General features: G+C 46.5%; 17 protein-coding genes and 1 pseudogene. 6 read left to right on the forward strand and 12 right to left on the reverse strand.

What is annotated here, in order from left to right; translation table 11 throughout:
• Window positions 1–4 precede the first annotated feature (4 nt).
• Window positions 5–892, forward strand: a pseudogene (locus tag ACL9RG_RS12785) (polysaccharide deacetylase family protein).
• Between the two features lie 152 nt (window positions 893–1,044).
• Here ACL9RG_RS12785 and ACL9RG_RS12790 read toward each other — a convergent pair.
• A complete protein-coding gene (locus ACL9RG_RS12790) occupies window positions 1,045–1,953 on the reverse strand; it encodes a LysR family transcriptional regulator (RefSeq protein ID WP_422792994.1) in 909 nt (302 codons plus the stop codon).
• A gap of 208 nt (window positions 1,954–2,161) precedes the next feature.
• Here ACL9RG_RS12790 and ACL9RG_RS12795 point away from each other — a divergent pair, with 208 nt between their 5' ends.
• From ACL9RG_RS12795 to ACL9RG_RS12810, 4 genes are all read left to right on the forward strand, one after another.
• A complete protein-coding gene (locus ACL9RG_RS12795) occupies window positions 2,162–3,337 on the forward strand; it encodes an MFS transporter (protein ID WP_422792995.1) in 1,176 nt (391 codons plus the stop codon).
• 410 nt (window positions 3,338–3,747) lie between these two features.
• Window positions 3,748–5,130 (forward strand): aspartate aminotransferase family protein, encoded by a 1,383-nt coding sequence (locus tag ACL9RG_RS12800; protein WP_422792996.1) that lies wholly within the window; start codon window positions 3,748–3,750, stop codon window positions 5,128–5,130.
• Window positions 5,131–5,235: 105 nt separating this feature from the next.
• Complete coding sequence (locus ACL9RG_RS12805) at window positions 5,236–6,318, forward strand: GNAT family N-acetyltransferase (protein WP_422792997.1); 1,083 nt, start codon at window positions 5,236–5,238, stop codon at window positions 6,316–6,318.
• Window positions 6,315–7,187, forward strand: coding sequence for a hypothetical protein (locus tag ACL9RG_RS12810; protein ID WP_422792998.1), 873 nt, complete (start codon window positions 6,315–6,317; stop codon window positions 7,185–7,187). Before ACL9RG_RS12805 ends, ACL9RG_RS12810 begins: the two co-directional genes overlap by 4 nt.
• On the opposite strand, the gene ACL9RG_RS12815 is transcribed toward ACL9RG_RS12810, so the two are convergent.
• The 10 genes from ACL9RG_RS12815 to ACL9RG_RS12860 all read right to left on the reverse strand — a co-directional run bounded on the left by ACL9RG_RS12815 (window position 7,168) and on the right by ACL9RG_RS12860 (window position 16,566).
• On the reverse strand, window positions 7,168–8,403 hold the full coding sequence (locus ACL9RG_RS12815) for a DegT/DnrJ/EryC1/StrS family aminotransferase (protein WP_422792999.1): 1,236 nt from the start codon (window positions 8,401–8,403) through the stop codon (window positions 7,168–7,170). The two genes, ACL9RG_RS12810 and ACL9RG_RS12815, sit on opposite strands and share 20 nt — an antisense overlap.
• Complete coding sequence (locus tag ACL9RG_RS12820; protein ID WP_422793000.1) at window positions 8,403–8,825, reverse strand: DMT family transporter; 423 nt, start codon at window positions 8,823–8,825, stop codon at window positions 8,403–8,405. Before ACL9RG_RS12820 ends, ACL9RG_RS12815 begins: the two co-directional genes overlap by 1 nt.
• A complete protein-coding gene (locus ACL9RG_RS12825) occupies window positions 8,822–9,178 on the reverse strand; it encodes an EamA family transporter (RefSeq protein ID WP_422793001.1) in 357 nt (118 codons plus the stop codon). Before ACL9RG_RS12825 ends, ACL9RG_RS12820 begins: the two co-directional genes overlap by 4 nt.
• Window positions 9,144–10,076 carry an alpha/beta hydrolase gene (locus ACL9RG_RS12830; protein ID WP_422793002.1) on the reverse strand — a complete coding sequence of 311 codons (933 nt, stop codon included), beginning with the start codon at window positions 10,074–10,076 and terminating at the stop codon, window positions 9,144–9,146. The genes ACL9RG_RS12825 and ACL9RG_RS12830 overlap by 35 nt, the downstream gene beginning before the upstream one ends.
• Window positions 10,073–10,786 (reverse strand): MtnX-like HAD-IB family phosphatase, encoded by a 714-nt coding sequence (locus tag ACL9RG_RS12835; RefSeq protein WP_422793003.1) that lies wholly within the window; start codon window positions 10,784–10,786, stop codon window positions 10,073–10,075. Before ACL9RG_RS12835 ends, ACL9RG_RS12830 begins: the two co-directional genes overlap by 4 nt.
• 212 nt (window positions 10,787–10,998) lie before the next feature.
• Window positions 10,999–11,739: a MipA/OmpV family protein gene (locus tag ACL9RG_RS12840; protein ID WP_422793004.1), complete on the reverse strand. Its 741-nt coding sequence runs from the start codon at window positions 11,737–11,739 to the stop codon at window positions 10,999–11,001.
• 317 nt (window positions 11,740–12,056) lie between these two features.
• Window positions 12,057–12,815, reverse strand: a complete 759-nt coding sequence (gene dhbA, locus ACL9RG_RS12845) for a 2,3-dihydro-2,3-dihydroxybenzoate dehydrogenase (protein ID WP_422793005.1) — start codon at window positions 12,813–12,815, stop codon at window positions 12,057–12,059.
• A complete protein-coding gene (locus ACL9RG_RS12850; protein WP_422793006.1) occupies window positions 12,815–13,669 on the reverse strand; it encodes an isochorismatase family protein in 855 nt (284 codons plus the stop codon). The genes dhbA and ACL9RG_RS12850 overlap by 1 nt, the downstream gene beginning before the upstream one ends.
• A 2-nt stretch (window positions 13,670–13,671) precedes the next feature.
• The gene (locus tag ACL9RG_RS12855; RefSeq protein WP_422793007.1) at window positions 13,672–15,300 is read right to left on the reverse strand and encodes a (2,3-dihydroxybenzoyl)adenylate synthase; all 1,629 of its coding nucleotides are present in this window, start codon (window positions 15,298–15,300) and stop codon (window positions 13,672–13,674) included.
• 60 nt (window positions 15,301–15,360) lie between these two features.
• A complete protein-coding gene (locus ACL9RG_RS12860; protein ID WP_422793008.1) occupies window positions 15,361–16,566 on the reverse strand; it encodes an isochorismate synthase in 1,206 nt (401 codons plus the stop codon).
• Between the two features lie 199 nt (window positions 16,567–16,765).
• Between ACL9RG_RS12860 and fepB the strand changes: the two genes are divergently transcribed.
• Complete coding sequence (fepB, locus tag ACL9RG_RS12865) at window positions 16,766–17,731, forward strand: Fe2+-enterobactin ABC transporter substrate-binding protein (protein WP_422793009.1); 966 nt, start codon at window positions 16,766–16,768, stop codon at window positions 17,729–17,731.
• Here fepB and entS read toward each other — a convergent pair.
• Entirely contained in the window at window positions 17,718–18,986 is a 1,269-nt protein-coding gene (gene entS, locus ACL9RG_RS12870) for an enterobactin transporter EntS (RefSeq protein ID WP_422793010.1), read from the reverse strand. The genes fepB and entS overlap by 14 nt on opposite strands.
• Window positions 18,987–19,037 lie beyond the last annotated feature (51 nt).

The raw sequence follows: 19,037 nt of genomic DNA on the forward strand, positions 1-19,037 counted from the left end.
TAAAATGCAAAAAGAAATTTTGGTTGAATTTGGTATTGGAGTCGATGCTGTTGCCGGATGGCTGTCCTCATATGGAGGTGAAGATTCACCAAGTGACATTTCCAGAGGAATGTTTTCAGGTGAAATAGGGACACCTAGGTTATTAAATTTGTTCAAAAAATTTAATATTCAAACGACTTGGTTTATACCAGGTCATTCAATAGAAACATTTCCTACACAAATGAAGGCTATCGTTGACGCTGGCCATGAAATTGGTATTCATAATTATAGTCATGAAAATCCAATATCAATGACACCACAGCAAGAACGTATTGTTTTAGAACGTAGTATTGAGATGGTAACCGAGTTATCAGGTAAAAAACCGACTGGTTATGTCGCACCATGGTGGGAATTTTCCCCTGTCACTGCAGAACTTTTATTAGAATATGGCATCAAGTATGACCATTCCCTGATGCACAATGACCATCTTCCTTATTATGTTCGTAAAGGAGATAGTTGGACTAAGATTGATTATTCAAAATCGCCTGAATAATGGATGAAGCCTTTAGTCCGTGGCGAAGAAACCGATTTAATTGAATTACCAGCAAGTTGGTCTCTTGATGATATACCTCCATTTATGTTCATGAAAACAAAAGCGAATAGCCACGGTTTCATGAATCCAAGAGATGTTGAGCAATTGTGGCGTGATCAATTTGACTGGTTATATCGTGAACAGGACTATGGCATTTTTACTTTCACTATCCATCCAGATGTTTCGGGGCGTCCTCATGTGCTTATGATGCTAGAACGGTTATTAACACATATGAAAGGCCACCCAGGAGTAAAGTTTCTGACACTAAACGATATTGCAGACGATTTTGCAAAACGTAGCCCAAGAAAAATAATATCATAATTAAAAGTAGAGTGAATTATTTTTCTAAATGATCATGAAATTTAATTTACTCTTATAATAAAAATTACATATTTAACTTACCCTCACAATTCTGTAAAAATAATAAGATTAATCGCCTATGAACACTACCTTTAGTATACACAACATATCGGCTATATATCTGAAAAGAAAATACCCTCATCTGAAATCCTCAGTATATATTCCTTAAAAAACATAACTCTGTTATGCCTCAAACCACTTTCATTCCAAACTAAATAGATATCATTTTCAGGAAAATCTCCTGCATGGTGTATATGCATCATTTTTCCTTTTTTTATTCCGTCTTGGCAAAGATATTCTGGCATTACAGACCAATAATGATTTTCACTAATCATTTTCTCTATAATCCGCAAATCGGGAACGATTATCGATGGCAGTATTTTTGTCTCACGATTATATACATTCTTAAACATCTTGCGCACAAGAGGCAATTGATCATCATAAGCAATAAGAGGTAAGTTCTCTAATAGCTCTGCTGTTACTTCCTTTCCCGTAAATTCTTGCGCCATAGATGATGATGCAACGATAATGAGTTTTTCCTTTCCAATTACTTTAAATCCAAATTTTCGCTCATCAGGCTTGGACGTTGTTATGGCAAGATCACTTTCTCCATTATTTAAACTTGAATAAATTCTTTGTCTATCTCCTGTCAGGATTTTAAATCGCAACTCATCAGGAATTTTAGATGAAAACATCCTTGTAGATTTGGCCCAAAGAAGCTCTGCAGGACCAATAATGGTAACGATACCTGCTATTTTCTTTGAACGTCCTCGCATCAATGTTAGTGTTGTTTCAATAACATCAAGATTATCGCCAATTTGCCTAGCTAACTCACTTGCCTCTACCGTCGGCACTACGCCATGCGAACGACGTGTAAATAATATATAACCAGTAAGCGCCTCTAATGAATGAATATGTGATGAGACTGCAGGTTGACTCAGACCTAAACGGTTAGCTGCTTTAGATATTGACCCCGCACGATAAACATCAAGAAAACTACGTAGTTGAACTAAATAACTCATTAATTATCCTTAGTTCTCTATCTGTGAAACACCCAAGTAACATATTTATTTAAAAGACAATTTTAAAACTCAAAAAAACCATAAATTTACGATATAAAAAAAACTATACCAGAGTAAAACTTTAACTATTATTCCTATATCTCCTTTCAGCTTAAATTTGTTGGGATTATTTATTATAACCTCGTATTTTTTTGAAAAGGAGTCCAGGATGCCATTTGTCATCTATATATTCTCACTTTGTGCATTTGCATTAGGTTTAACTGAATTTTTAGTTATTGGTTTAGTATCTGCTATTTCTAAAGATTTAAACTCATCAATTGAAGCCGTTGGCATGACAGTTACCGCTTACGCAGTAGGCGCTACTATAGGTGCACCATTCTTGACGGCCATAACTTCAAATTGGCAACGTAAAACGGTCATGATAACTACAATGTCTGTATTTTCATTAGGCAGCTTGGCCGCCACACTTTCTAGTAGTGTAACGATGATGCTGGTATCAAGATTTATCGCTGGATTAGCGCACGGATTATTCTTAGCCGTTGCGGCAACAGCAGCAACTCAAATGGTTATACCTGAAAAAAGAGGGTCAGCAGTAGCTTATGTTTTTGCTGGGTTAACGCTTGCGCTAGCGTTCGGGGTTCCTATCGGCACTTACCTTGGTAGTATAATTTCTTGGCAACTTAGCTTCATGTCAGTAACAGTTTGTGGACTTATTGGGCTAGTAGGCCTTATCTTTTTTATGCCCAAAAGCGCAGAACATTCAGGTGAAGCACCAACCGCCCCTTTTAAAGCACTAATGCATATTTTTAATCCAATCTTACTATTAGGCGCATTGATTACGGTTCTGGGTTACACAGGAGCCTTTACACTTTATACCTACATTGCACCTTTACTCTTTGATATCACTAAAGTAAGTATACAGACTGCAAGTTATATGATGCTTATTTACGGAGTTTGCGCAGCAATAGGTAATATTTTGGGAGGAAAACTTTCAGATACTCTCGGCGTCGACAAGGCCGTGATTTTAATTATGTTATTGCTAACGATAGCCTTAGTTTGTATTAATTTTTATGGTGTATCAATGATTGTTATGTGCGTATTAATTGGCGCAATGGGGGCTATCTCTTATGCCGCAGTGCCTGCAATGCAATCTAGAATTATTTCGATAGCACATACCTATGTGCCTAGTGCAGTTCCTGTTGCATCAGGTCTTAATATCGCCGGTTTTAATTCAGGGATCGCTTTAGGCTCTTTGCTCGGTGGTGTGATCATTAGTACATTAGGAATACAGTATCTGGCAATAGGAGGGGCAATTATTTCATTCATTGGATTAGCCATTATATTTTTATTATCTTTTTCAAAGAAATATCGTTCTCATGCATAGCAGCACAGTGACATCGATTCAGAAGAGCGTGGTACTATTATCGAAAATGTAAGTAATTACATCACGAAATTTATGGATAAAATACTAAACCCTAGGAAAACCATCATTAGCCCTTAATAATTTCAAAGCGTTATAAATTTATTACGATAAATCCATGATGTATTTCATCTCATTGCCTTATTAAAGATAGCTCTTGTAAATAACTATAATTAATGAAATAACACTTTAAGTTAAAAATATGTTTTTTATAACAAGTTTATTTAGTAAAAAATCCATTTTTACGATTTTAGTGAAAATATTTAGCATTAAATTGCACATCGCCATTTAAGACTATATTCAATTGATTAGAAGCGATATTCTCCCGGCGATAATGTGTAGTCATTATATCAATTGGAAGATAGGGAGATAGGATGAATAACTCTGAAGAACAGCTTTTGGCCGATGAAGCGAAATATTGCTCCCACGGCGATACTGTCCATTATGTAAATCCGCCAAAGATCTTTGAGAGCTGTAAAGGCAGCTATCTCTTTGATGCTAAAGGGACACCTTACCTTGACCTACAGATGTGGTATTCAGCCGTTAACTTCGGTTATGCCAATCCCCGTCTAGATAATGCCCTTAAAAAACAAATTGATGTCTTACCACAAATCGCCAGCCAATATTTACATCCAACCAAAATTGAATTGAGTAAAGTCATTGCTCAAGATATGGAGAGGAAATTTGGGTTGCCAGGTCGCGTTCATTATAACGTGGGGGGGTCGCAATCGATTGATGATTCTCTAAAGCTTGTACGTAATTACTGTAATGGTAAGAGCCGTATGTTTGCTTTTGAAGGAGGTTATCACGGGCGAACAATAGGTGCTTCATCCATTACGTCGAGTTATCGTTATCGACGCCGTTTCGGACACTTTGGCGAAAGAGCACAATTTATTCCTTTCCCTTACCCTTTCCGTCGTCAGAAAGGAATGACGCCTGAAGAGTACGCAGATAAATTAATCGCTGATTTCGCCCGTCTTTTTGAAAATGAATATCACGGCGTCTGGGATCCAAAAGTTCGCCAGGCAGAATTTGCGGCCTTCTATATTGAACCTATCCAGGGTACGGGTGGTTATATTATTCCACCGCGTAACTTTTATAAGGGGCTGAAAAAGGTTCTGGACGATCACGGTATTTTACTGGTGGTTGATGAAATTCAAATGGGCTTTTATCGCACAGGTAAACTGTGGTCAGTCGAACACTTTGGTATCACGCCAGACGTGCTGGTATTTGGTAAGGCTTTGACCAATGGTTTGAATCCACTGGCGGGCATTTGGGCGCGTGAAGAAATGATTAACCCGACCACCTTCCCAGTGGGCTCAACCCATTCAACTTTCGCCTCTAATCCATTAGGGACCTCCGTTGGCCTGGAAGTCATGCATATGTTGGCGGAAAAAGATTACGAGAAACAGGTCATGGAAAGTGGGGCCTATTTCCTCGAGGGATTGAAATCTCTGCAACTTAGCCATCCTGAAATCGGCGATGTCGACGGACTGGGCTTAGCACTGCGCGCAGAACTGTGCCAGGCCGATGGCTTTACACCTAATAAAGAGCTGCTGGATAAAATGGTTGATATCGGTTTGTCTGGCACGCTGGACTATAAAGGTGAGAAAACCGGCCTGGTATTGGATGTCGGTGGATATTACAAGAATGTCATTACTTTCGCGCCGTCTCTGGAAATCAGTCGAGATGAAATCGATCAGGCCATCGTCTTGTTGGATCAGCTGCTTATTCGCGCTAAACGCGAACTAGTCTAAAACAAAACGATATACCCAAGTTACTTCTAGATAACGGGTATGATTAATTTTGCTTTTACCCGCCAATCCACACTGATGGCGGGTAAAAGCTGTTGGAATCTCATCATGACTGAAACAGGCCAAGTAATAACCGGCTATGCCAACCAACTTGAACCACATGCCCTACTCGATAATTTTTTACTTTACCCACCCGCAGGCTTTGATTCTCGTCTGTCTGAACAAGGTGTTCCCTACTTCATTACCCGTTTTGATTTATTGACCACTGCAGATGATGACTTACGTAATAAATTACGCCAATGGCCAGGCTACCGTTGGTGGGGAAAGTGGTTGCAGATAAACACCGGTTTTGTCGGTACAACCGTTAGCGAATATGCTTTACTCCCCAACGAACTGACCTCAGCCAGTTTAATTCATTGGATCCAACATCTCGGCCTTTGTCATAAAAAGCTAAGTATTATAAAAGACTTACCGGTAAATTCTCCGTTACTCAGCGCAGAGGAAAATGCACGATCTCAGGAGCTAATCAGTTTTAGCGAACAGCAGGGATTCTTTTTGTTAGAAGGCCAGGCCTTGGCGTACGTTGAGATTGATTTCAACAGCATTGACGATTATTTGGCACGCCTGTCCCACAGCCGACGCCGTAACTTACGACGTAAATTACGCAGCCGTGACGCATTGCGTCTTGAAATAATAGAAACAGGCGATCGTCGTTTTCTTGATACTTCCTGGCTTGAACAGCTGTATCGACTCTATCTGGCAGTCTATAGGCAAAGTGATATTCACTTTGATTTATTAGAACCGGCGTTTTTCACTGGGTTATTGCAAGATGTGAGCAGCGGTGGACGACTATTTTGCTATTGGGAGGAAGAGACGCTCGTCGGTTGGAACCTGTGTTATCAGCACGATGGAAAATTGATTGATAAATATATTGGTATGAATTACCCGCTGGCGCTCAGTCACAACCTCTATTTTGTCAGTTGGTTTGTCAATCTGGAGTATGCCATCGATCAAGGGCTGAATTTTTATATTGCCGGCTGGACCGATCATCAAGTGAAAGCTAGCCTCGGGGCCAGTTTTTCTCTCACTTATCATCTGGTCTGGGTACGAAATCCCTTACTGCGTAATTTGTTAAAACGCTATCGCCATCATTTCGAAGGCGATGCCACATCAGAGGCGTTACCATTATGATGCCTTCAAAACTGCCGATCGTTCTCGATTTCGATAATAGCGTGAGTGATATACCTGGCGCTCTACAACTTCCTCTACAAACCTGGCAAGAATCTATCCGTTTTGGGTGCCGCTGGCCCACATTTAAACAACTTGGCCAATGCCTTAATCAGTTGCTCCCCAGCCAATACGGGTGTGTATTCACCGGTAGCGGAGACTACCATCACCTCACACAATTGCTGCTGCAACATAAGAAAGAAACGCGCCCTTTCCAACTAATCGTTTGTGATAATCATCCTGATAATATGCGCTATCCATTCGGCATTCACTGCGGCTCTTGGGTTTACTGGGCTAGCCGCTTACCGCAAATAAGTCATATTCATGTGTTAGGAATAAGCTCTCGAGATATTTCGTTGGTGCATGCTTGGGAAAATCACTGGCGGCCACTGTTGCGTGGCCGATTGACCTATTGGAATCTACAAGTAAATGCCCGTTGGCTAAATAGATTTGGCGCAGGAAACAGTAACCAAGCGTTTTCAGACCCGGACCAAATGATCTGCGCATTTTTACGTAATATGGATGCTGAGAACGTCTATTTATCGATAGATAAAGATGTGTTTAGCAGCGAGGTGGTGAATACCAATTGGGATCAGAGCTGCCTGCTAGAATCACACATACAACAAGTCATTGACGCTTGTCACGGCCGCTTGATTGGTGCGGATATCACCGGCGACGTGTCGTCTTATCATTATAAAAGTCGCTTCAAACGCTGGCTGAGTGCCGCCGACGGGCAGGATGAAATTCCCGCTGACACCGCCCGACAATGGCAGATAAAACAGAATCAGCTGAACCAGCGTTTGCTCAGTCGCATTAATCGCTGCTGGCGTTAAGCAGCGATTGACGTAATACATGCAAGATAGCGGCGAACTTTTCATCAGTGAGCCAGTGGCTATTACTCACTGATAACGTGCGGCGGGCAAAATCTTGCGCATTACTCAACGACAACGTGTCGCCAAGCAGTGGCACCACATCAGGATAATCTGGCAGCGTATTGATAAATAAGCGGGTTACTCCAAGCCCAGCGGTCCATAGCCGTTGCATCGCGGCATCCCGCTCGCGCTGGCTTGGCATCATGACCATCAAGAACGGCCAAACTCCCTGCTTACCGGGGCCATCATCTAACACCTTAACGCCGGGCAACTGACTAAGTTGTGCCAGCCGGCGCTGCGCACGTATTTTCCCTTCAGCCAGATAGGCAGGTAAACGCGCTGTAGCCGCTGCGGCAACGCGCTGTCGTTTGACGCCTAAACGATGCAAAGGAATGTCTGCGATAGAAAAATCATCCCCCACGGCCGCTACGCTATCGCCACGAGCTATCGCGCGCCGCAATGCCCGTCCATATACCCAGAATAAACGGTCAGGGCGGTAAAATAATTTATAGCTAAACAGTTGCAGCGTTCGCGTGATTTCCCAACGGATATTGGTGGGTAATCCGTTAGCGCATTGCGCCACGAGTTGTTGATGAAGTATGGCATCGCGGCTGAACAATACGCCGCCCTCAGCACTGGTCAGCCCCTTACCTATCGCCAGACTAAAAAAACCGATATCGCCTTTTAAACCAAGGCTATCTTCACCATCTTGTGCGCCTAACGACTGAGCCGCATCTTCAATTACCGCAGCACCGACGCTTTTAGCAATCGCCAGCGCGGTATCCGTATCGGCAACGCGCCCGGCTAAATGCGTCACTACCACCGCGAGTGTTTGCTCATTACATAGTGATGCCAGCTGCTGTGGGCAGAGATCGATACTATTTGGCAGTAAATCGCAGGGAATAATTTTAAGTCCAGGACAAAAGTGAGCGGCCAATGCCACCAGCGGACAAGTATAAGCGGGAACAATCAACCGGCTGCGACCCGGCAAACGCTGCTGTAACGTGCGCAGCGCCATAATCAGCGCGGCAGTGCCGGAGCAGGTCATAATCGGCGGCGGAATCGATAAAAAGCGCGCTAGCGTTGCCGACAGGCTACGAGGTTTGGCACGAAAATCCTCCCACTCCAAAGGCAAGCCCGCAGTAGGTGGGATTTCACAGCGACGTGAGATACTCATCAAACGCCCCCGCCTTTACCAACAGGTCCGGGTTCTATTTCGACCTCAGCCAGACCCGTTTCCGCTTTCGCTAAACAGAGTATTCCGGCCAGGATCAATAAGCCCCCCGCGGCCTTAGCCAGGCTCAGATTGTCATCAAAGAGCCAGATAGAGATGAGCGTCACGCTGATAATTTCCAGATGAGATGCCGCAAACGCAGGGCCGACTGGCGCCGTTTTTAATAAAGTCATCCAGGTAAAAAATGCGCCGATGTAGCCGATAAATGCGCCATAAATCCAAGGTGATTTTAGGATGTTCCACAACCAGGCTGCGCTTGGCGTTAGCGGCGTCGCATGCAGTGAAGCAAACTTAAAGCTGACCTGCGCCAAGGTGTCAAAAAGCATCAATATCAGAAAGCCGAAAAAATAAAAGCGCTTCATCATTCAATCCCAACCACGGCAACGCCACAGGCAATCAGTACAATGCCCAGCAAGCTCCACGGGCTCAGTACTTCTTTAAAGAATAAGCGACCACCAATCATGATAACTACGATATTGATCGAACCCAGCATCATGCCAAGTGACAGCGGCACCAGCGATAAAAATGCCAGCCACACGACGAATTCCAAGACATAGCTGCCCATCCCAATCCATAGCCACGGATGACACATCATCTGTCGCCACTGCGCCAGTCCAGAATACCCAACACCATTTTGTGCCGCCGCTTTGAATGCTAACTGCCCGGCGGTATCGGTCAGAATATTAAGAACCCACAGAATGAGAGTTAATTGGCTCATTCGCTACACTCCCTTGTGTTATCGCGGCATTGATACTTTGATTCTCCTCCTGCGAATGCATTGATGACCTAACAGAACGTGTGGAAGGAGCGTTCCGCTCAATAAAATCTATCGATAGAGAAATCAACTCACGACGATCGTTATCGATGGTGATCATGTGATAGCTGTTTTTTAGTAAAACCATTTCTGCCGGACCGCTGATGCTATCGCGGACCAATTCACCGTTGCGCCTGTGGGCGATGTCATCGTTTTCCGCGTGTAATATCAAACAAGGTGAGGTGATATTTTTTAATTGCTTACGGACCTCGCGCGACAGCTGTAGCATTTCACTCAACGATGGCCACGGATTCCCCGGCAGCCCTGCCGCCCCGCTGTCGCCGGATAACATACTTTGTGAGATTTTATGGCGTAGTGATTCATTTTGAATGCCATAAGGTGGTTCTTCATTGAACATGCGGTAACGCCCAATTTTTAACATATCCATCAAAGGCAAGAACCACGGTGCTAAAAACTGTGATACCGGTGGAATGCTCCAGCCGTCGTAACGGAAGGTCGCGCCATATACCAAGACGCCGTTTACTCGCCGAGGAAAATCGGCGGCATATTTCAAAGCCAGCAACGCGCCCATCGACAGCCCACCAACAAACAAGTAACGGGTTTTCTGTCGCAATTTATCAGCCGCATCGATAACGCTTTGATACCAGTCTCGCCAGCTAGTTTGGATAAGATCATCAACATCCCCACAATGCCCGGCCAGTTGCATGCCATAGACGGTAAAGCCTTGGGAATGTAAGCCACGCGCGACACCGCGCATTTCGGTCGGTGTACCGGTGAGCCCATGGATCAATAAGATGCCAATTTCGCCACCTTCAAGATAAAATTCATGATTCTCAATCACATTGCCCCCGAAACATCATTGGCAAGTAGCCGCTGCAGATGTTCAGCCGCCTGTGAAAAATCATCGATCGGCGTAAAACTTGTGCCGTTTTTCTGACACTCACGAATTAGGCTATCTTTGGCAAAAACATGCTCAACTTGGCGTGACACGCAGAAATCAGAGCGCCCATCGCCAATCAGCAATGATTTTCCCATCACGCTGTTATCTGCTGCCGTTTTTGTCTTGCCAGCAATCGCACATTTGCAGGTGCCACTGGCTTTGCGACAATCTTGCTGATAGTGAGGAAAATTAAGCGACCAACGCCGCTCACTGATTTGGAGCAATTGATTGGCAAACACCGGCAGGCCGGAGATGCCATGGCGTTGTAAGAGATAATTGATAGCGTAATCGAGCCCATCACTGACGACATTAAGCGCAATGTGTTGCGCTTTGACATAGCGAACAAATTCAGCGAAATCAGGATCGATATGAATTGAGTCGAGACAGCGGTGCAAATCTGTAGTTGATGCATCTAATAATGCAATTTGCCCCGACATACAATCTTGTGACCCTATTTCTCCCGCAACCCAGCGTTGTTCTAATGCTTGCCAACCCGGCATGCCGAAAGTATCGAGTAGCGTATCAGTAATATCTTCAGTGCTAATTGTGCCGTCAAAATCGCAGTATATCGTCCAGGGCATCGCCATTGATGAGAATGTTCTAATTTCCATAATCCTTGAGTCTACAGAGCCACAATATTTTTAATTCAAAAAAGATAATAATAAGTAGCAGGTAAGATTAATTAGCAATATATCAACAGATAAGTAAATAATGTATCAACGGCACAAAAAACACGCAGGCGAATACATAATATGGATTTATTACTAATAAAATAGAGGCTAAAAACGTCATTCTCGCGCCAGAATTAAAATATTAATTTCCATCAGAAATCATAAATAACACCTAATGAGTAGGAGTAAATACCGTCATGCCCAACCATTGGGCTATCACGTAATTCTGATGGCAAAAAATCGCTGCGAAATTTAGTATAAAAATTCCATTTTTTACTCAAGGAATAATTCACAGTTAATGCAACAAAAGGCGTAATGGAACCGTGGGGATGATAAGCACGAAGCCCGCTTCGATGACTCTCATGGCGGGAAATACCGTAATAATAACGGTTTTGCTGAGCGTTAGCCCAAGCTCCGCCGATTTCAGGGACAAGAGTCAGTGAGTTGAATGTCAGCATATTGAGATAAGACACTTCGCCGACGAGGCCTTTGCTGCGCCCCAGCGTATCGGCTGCGACTTGTGTATGCACAGCACCATAACCGGTCGTGTATTGATAGCTAAACCCCGCCATCAATGAGCCATGTCGGTCTTTCAGGCTACGCATGGCATCACCGTGACCTAGGTTGGAGTTGTATGAAGTAAAATCATAATAGGTTTTTATTTTCAGCTCATTAACATCGTTATTAATAAGATAATATCCAGCTTCCGCGCCATCCAAATACCAGGTGTCATCGTCATAATTTAATACCGGCAATACACTATAGTCTCGATAACGCATGTTATAGGCACTGGTTTCTAATGTACCACCAAGACCTAATGAGAGATCGCTAATCTGCGCCCAGACAGGGTTAGCAACCGGAATTAATAAAATGAGATAAGGGAAAATTTTCATAGCAACTCCATTGCGCATTACGAAAAAACCAATGAAAACAAGTGTTCTATTTTCACATGTTTCCGAATAACTCTATTAAGATAATTTTAATGTAAATAGGAAGATAGGAAACCATGACCATTTTAGCGGGGAATTATAAAGCAATATTAGGAGGGTGTTTAGTAGGAAATGCCTTGTACCAACTTTCAGTAAAAAAAACCACTATTCCATGCGAGTGTATTTATGGATAAATAACGATTATTCATTCTATTAATTATTCTGGATGCGGAAAAAAGAAAGACTCATGTCATGACTAACATGAGTCTATTTGATTGATATTACGCGGAGAGCGTAGCCCCACCGTCGATCACAATATCCTGCATCGTAATATGGCTAGCCAAATCTGATGCCAAGAACAGTACTGCATCGGCAATTTCTTGCGGCTGTGCGATTTTACCCAAGGGGATGCCCAGTTTAAATTGATCCGGGAAACCGGCGATGGTGCGTTGCTCAGCCTCAGCAGATGTCCACATGCCGCGCTGCATTGGCGTATCGGTTGAACCCGGAGAAACGAGATTACAGCGCACGCCGAAAGGCGCCATTTCTAAGCCAACGGTCATGCACAAACTGCGCAATGCCGCTTTAGAAGCACAATATGCCGACATGCCAATACGTGGAACGTGAGCCGCATTAGACGCAATACTGACAATCGCGCCATAGCGCTGGCGACGGAACACCGGCAGCGTATGACGGAACAAGTTGAAGGCTCCACCGGCATTCACCGCCAGACAGGCCTGCCAGTCAGCATCACTGATTTCGTCTGTTGCGCCCATCCGAAGAATACCCGCGCCATTAACCAGCACGTCCAATGTTGGATGTTCAGCTAACAGCTGCTGACAGACGCGCGCGGTATCTGCCGCATCGGTGATATCAAGCAACTGTGTACGAAAAGGATATTCTCCAGACGTAAACTGTTTATCCAGCCCAATGACCTCGGCACCCGACTCAAGGAAACTGAGCGCCGTTTGATAACCAATGCCCTGTGCAGCTCCCGTCACCCAAACGCGTTTACCCTGAAAATCCATGCTGCGGCTCATTACGCCTTCTCCGCAGAGAGCAGCGCCCACCAGCCATCAATGGTTGGCGTTTTAGCCAGAGCCACGAAATCGATATCTTCGCGGATTTTCCGCCAGCGGGTTGCCAGCGCCATAATGCGTACTGAGTCCAAACCATAATCGATCAGGTTTTCGTCGTTTTCTACTTCTTCGCTGCCCTCATCGAGTAGCGGCAAGATAAGTTCGCGCAACGCCTGCTTACTGGCAATACCCGGCAGCAAGTCAGCGGTTGTTACCACCCGGCCACAGCGCCCGGCGGTATAATTGAGCGCCATTAAATGTTCTTCGCGCGAGAAATCTGCCAATCCATCCGCCACCATAAAGGGCTGGATATTACGCATGAAAGCATCAATGGCGGTGGTCAGGCAGCCGATATGGGCATAAACGCCACAGATAATCAGCTGATCGCGACCGCTTTCCTGCAAGATTTCCTGCAAAGGTGAGCGATGGAAGGCGCTGTAGCGCCACTTCACTAGCACCTGATCGTCAGCTTCCGGGGCAAGCTCACTAATCACCGCTTGCTGTTCCGGGTGCTTATTGAGTCCCGGCCCCCACATATCATTGAGCAGCGCACGGTCTTCATCGCTTTGATTGTTAGGCTGAGCGGTATAAAACACCGGAATACCCTGAGATTTACAATAGCGACGCAGGTTAGCGATATTCTCAACGACCTGCTTAACCAGCGGGCTATCCTCGCCCCAAAAATTCAGGAAATAGCGTTGCATATCGTGAATAAGCAGCGCAGCGCGACCAGGCTCAACTGTCCAGTTCACTTTATTGGTCGGCAGTTCCGCCGCCGTCGGCAACGCATAAGAATCAAGTTTAGGAATGGCCATTATTATTCTCCCTGAGCCAGAGTGGAATGCTGCTGCTCAAGACCTTGGCGCAGCAATTTTTTATCGACTTTGCCTACTGGCGTTAACGGCAAACCTTCAACCAGTACAAAGCGGTCGGGTAATTTGAATTCAGCAACGCCCAGTTCACGTAGATGGCGGCGTAATATTACGGCCTTAATCGGTGTTTGCGTCACAACAAAGGCGCAGCTTTTCTCGCCCATTAAGGCATCGGGCATGGAGACCAGCGCGGCATTAATCACTTGAGGATGACGCAGCAGTAAGTTTTCAATCTCTTCCGCCGCAATTTTCTCACCGCCACGATTGATCTGATCTTTTTGTCGCCCCTGCACCTGCACATAACCATCAGCGGTGAGAGAGATCAGGTCACCCGAGCAATAAAATCCTTCGGCATCAAAAGCCTCGGCATTATGTTCAGGACTCTGATAGTAGCCACGGAAGGTATAAGGGCCGCGCGTCATTAAGCGCCCGGTTTCCCCTTGCGGCAGCGGATTTCCTTCATCATCGGCCACCCACAGCTCATCATCGGGACACATTGGGCGACCTTGCGTGGTAAACATATGTTTGGCATCGTCATCAAGTAAGGTGTAATTCACCAAGCCTTCCGCCATGCCAAACACCTGCTGTAACTGGCAACCTATTTCGGCGGGGATACGCTTAGCCAAGGTTTCACTCAGCTTGGCACCACCGACCTGTAATAGCCGCAAACTGGCAAGCGCCTGATTGCTGCCCCACTCATCAATGGCTTGTAGCCACAGAGTCACCGCCGGTGGGACCAGCGCGGTCACGTTGATCTGATGTTGTTCAATCAGGGCGAAACAGACCTGAGCACTCGGATCGGTTGCCATCACCACCTGACCGCCTGCGCAAAATACCCCCAGAGCCCCCGGTGAACTCATCGGATAATTATGGGCAACTGGCAAGGCGCACAGGTAGCGCGTATCGGCAGTAAAGCGGCAAATCTCTACGCTGCGGCGCACGCTGTAGTAGTAATCATTGTGAGTACGAGGGATCAGTTTTGGCGTACCGGTACTGCCACCGGACAACTGGAAAAATGCCACTTGCTCAGCAGGCGTTGGTGTAGCAACAAAGTCTTCTGCCGATGTTTCTAACCACGCGCTAAGAGAGTGTTCTTTGCTAAGTTCATTACGCAGCACCACACAGCGCAATGAAGCCTGTTGGTGACGTAATTCATTGAGAAAATCATCGTTAGCAAACAAGCCATGTTCACGATCCGCCACCAGTAGCGCCGGTTTGATTTGCGCCGCATACGCGGTTAATTCGCTGCGCTGGTGACTGAATAATGCATTAACCGGTACAACGCCGATTTTCAGTAAGGCAAAGAACACGATATAAAATTCGCTGACATTGCCAAGCTGTACCAAGGCGGTATCACCGGCCACCAGACCTTGCTGCGTAAAGGCTGACGCCAGACGGTCAGAATAGTCATTCAGTTGGCGATAGCTCAAGCTGCCTTGGGCGTCCGTTAAGGCGATACTGTCATTCTCTGCTTGCAGTGCCACGATATCCGTCATCGGACGGTCAATCCAATAACCTCGTTCGCGATATCGTCCCGCGAATTCCTCCGGCCATGGAGTAAAAGCAATACTCATGTAATCTGTTCCTATTCCTGGAAGTTGCCGATTTAGACCAGTTTATTGATCTATAAAGGCTTATTGATCTAGACCTAAAGCACGTAACATGGTGTTCAATTTCACGCCGGTTTCTCGCCATTCTGACTGCGGGCAAGAATCAGGCACGATGCCAGCCCCGGCAAACAGACGTACGCGATTGGCATCAACCGTGCCGCAGCGAATCGTCACGACCCATTCCCCATTGCCTTGTTCATCGCACCAACCAACAATGCCGCCAAATAAGCCACGATCGAAAGGCTCGAGCTCGGCAATCAAATCTCGAGCGGCAAGCATTGGCGAACCGCATAGTGCCGGGGTTGGATGCAGCAAACAGGCCAGCGACAGCGCGTTTTCAGCGCTATCGGCCACTTCACCATCAATTGGCGTCGACAGATGCCAGAGCGTTGGCGTGCTGAGCAATTCTGGCGAGTCGGGAATGTGTAAATGGCGACTGCGCGACGCTAATACCTGCTGCATGCCCTGTGTAACGACACGATGTTCATAAAGATCTTTGCTGGAGGACAACAGCGCGCGGCTGACCGCGTTGTCTTGTTGGCTATCGCGTTCACGCCTTGCAGAACCGGCCAATGGGTTGGAATAAAACTGATTGCCCGACTTGCGCAGCAGCAACTCTGGGCTAGCCCCAAAAAGCGCCCCTTGCTCTAACGGCACATGAAAATGGTAGCCCAACGGATTTTGTACAATCATTCGGGTCATTAAGGCATGGCGATCCAACGGTTGCTGAGTTTCAATTTCTAGCAAACGTGACAACACGATTTTATCAAGCTGTGGTGCGGATGTAGCTGCCACAGCATCGCTGACCATTTGCATGAATTCTTGCTGCAAAGGAAGCTCGCGTAAACTGAGGATGTCAGCGGAGCCGGTGGTTGTGGTTGCCGGTTGACTCAATACATCCTGACGCTCAATCCATTGCACGTCCTGAGGGATAAACAGCGACGACGGTTGTCTGGTATCAAAGGGGATCGCACCACACAAAACCGGATGTGCAATTCCAGCACGTCGGGCAGAGGCCAAGGCCTGCTTGACCACTTGCTGAAACTCACCCTGAAGGTTATCGCCATCCGCAGCAGGTGTTGTCACTCGGCTAAAGCACCCCTCAGTCACCAGACTTCGAAACGGTGAGGTGAAGAAGAAACCGGAGGTCGGGGATACAGGAGCATTACGCTGCTGCCCTTTCCTTGTCTGCGAAGCACTGCCGCTAACCCCACTCACTGCTATATCCATCAGTCTCCCCTCCATCCAGATAATGATAAGCGATATAATAACGATTATCATTTGTATTTAAGTGAGCGTAAATTACGTCACCGCTTTGGCGATGTCAATCAGAGTAAATGTTACGTTAAAGCGTTTTCCATCGGCCTCACTTAGTCTTTACACTGAAAATGAAGACTTATTAGCATTTAACATCTAAGGATTGAGCTTAATGAAGAGAACTCTATTTTCGTATCTGGCGCTCAGTTGCGCACTTTTAGCCCTGCAACTCAGCAGCGCACAGGCAGCGGAAGGATGGCCACGCCAGATAGATACTTCTCACGGACAGATAACATTGTCAGCGGCACCGACGCGTATTGTTTCCACCAGCATGACGGTAACCGGCACTTTGTTGGCAATTGATGCGCCGGTCATTGCCAGCGGTGCAACGACACCCAATACGCGCATCGCCGATGATCAAGGTTTTTTCCGCCAATGGGGCAATATCGCTAAACAGCGTCACGTTAAACGCCTCTATATCGGTGAGGCCAATGCGGAAGCCATTGCCGGTGAAGCACCTGACCTGATTCTGGTATCAGCAACTGGCGGTGACTCGGCGCTGAAGTTGGTCGATCAACTGTCGACCATCGCCCCCGTCATGGTGGTTAATTATGACGATAAAAGCTGGCAGGATCTGGCGCTGCAACTCGGGCGCGCAACCGGCCATGAAGCTCAGGCTGAACAGGTAGTTAAACAATTTGATGACAGAGAAAAAGCGCTGAAGCAGCGATTGCAGCTACCGCCACAACCTGTATCGGCATTGGTGTATCGCGCTGACGGCAAAGCCGCCAATCTGTGGACCTCAGAATCGTCGCAAGGGCAATTTTTAGAACAACTGGGCTTTACCCTGGCAACCGTTCCCGCTGATTTAAATAGCAGTACCAGTCAGGGGATGCGCAAAGATATTGTGCAATTGAGCGGGGAAAATATGGCGCAAGGGCTTAACGGCAAAAGCCTGGTTCTGTTTTCCGGTGATGATAGCGATGCCGAACGGCTGATGAAAAATAAATTCTTAGCGCAATTACCCGCGGTGCAAAACCATCAGGTATTCGCGCTGGGTTATGATAATTTTCGCTTGGACTATTACAGCGCCAGCAACATCCTGACGCTGTTGGAAAAGCAATTTACTGCTCACTAGCCTTTACGGCGACTGGCGGCGTCGGCGCTTTAACGACGCTGCCAACCCGACGCAACGAGCCCATGACAAAAATCAGTACCACGCCAAGTAAGGCTGCACCAAAACCAAAACTTGTTGAGCTGTATACCGGCAACATCAACGATCCCATCGCCCCCAATAATAATGCACCAAATGCATCGCCCGTCACGTTCTGCGCTGTCCATAAGCCGTTTACCCGCCCGAGGAAATGATCCGGCGTCAGATTCTGGATCAGCGCATATTGCAGCAATGAGTTAATGGCACTGAGATAACCGAATGCCACCAGACAGAGCAGGGCCAAACCATACCAAGGCATCAAACCAAATAGCCCAACGGCAACAAATGCGGCAATCGCCGTGATCAACATCATCCAGCCAGGGCGAGCGGAATGCGAAATCCGTCCACTGGTGAAAGCTCCAATCGCCGCCCCAAGCGGTACCGCCGCGTACATATAACCCAGATGCGCCGTATCTATTTGCCAGATTTGCGCTATCGCCGGATAAAGCACCCGCACGGCGCTGGCCATGGTTAACAATGCGCCGATGAGGGCAACCATTCCTACAACTTTGTTTTGGAATAGAAAACCGACACCATTAATCAGCGCTCTTAACGGGTGTTCACGCGGTTGTGGCGGCGGAGGGAGCTGTGGCAGGCGTAACAATTGCAATACGGTTAATGCCGTCCCTATCGCTGCTAAGGCGTAATTCCACGCCACGCCGCCGCTGGCAATCACCAGACCACCGATCGCGGGCGATAAAATAGAGCCAAAGCGCACGGTTAACATACTCAACGCCCCGGCTTGCACCATATTCTCTCGCCCCACTAAAGCTGGCGTAGCTGCCAATAGCGCGGTGACCCCCACGGCACCAAAAAAACCGTCCCATACAGATAACAGATAAATCACCACTAGCGAGGGCGTCGGCAAAAGTGCGTTGATACATAAACCAATAAAGCCGATACCGCAGGTAGATCGTGCAAACAGGATCAATCGACGGCGCTCATAGCGATCCGCCATAACACCGCCCATTAACAGACCGATGAACATACCGCATCCCGCTAACGTTACCGACAGACCCACTAACATCGTCGAGCCAGTCATCGCCTGTATTTGTACCGGTAAGGCGATAGCGAGCATGCCTAACGCCACAATAGAGATGAAGCGAGCACAGAAGACCGCACGAAAGTCAGGGTGGGTTTTTAGCAGACCAAAATTGAGTAAAATCGAGGGCTTATCCATAGCATTCCCATAACAACGGGTGAAAAGGCACAGCGCGAAGGCTGCATTAAG

The organism is Rouxiella sp. Mn2063, from assembly GCF_049319665.1.
Lineage (GTDB): Bacteria > Pseudomonadota > Gammaproteobacteria > Enterobacterales > Enterobacteriaceae > JBMOUD01.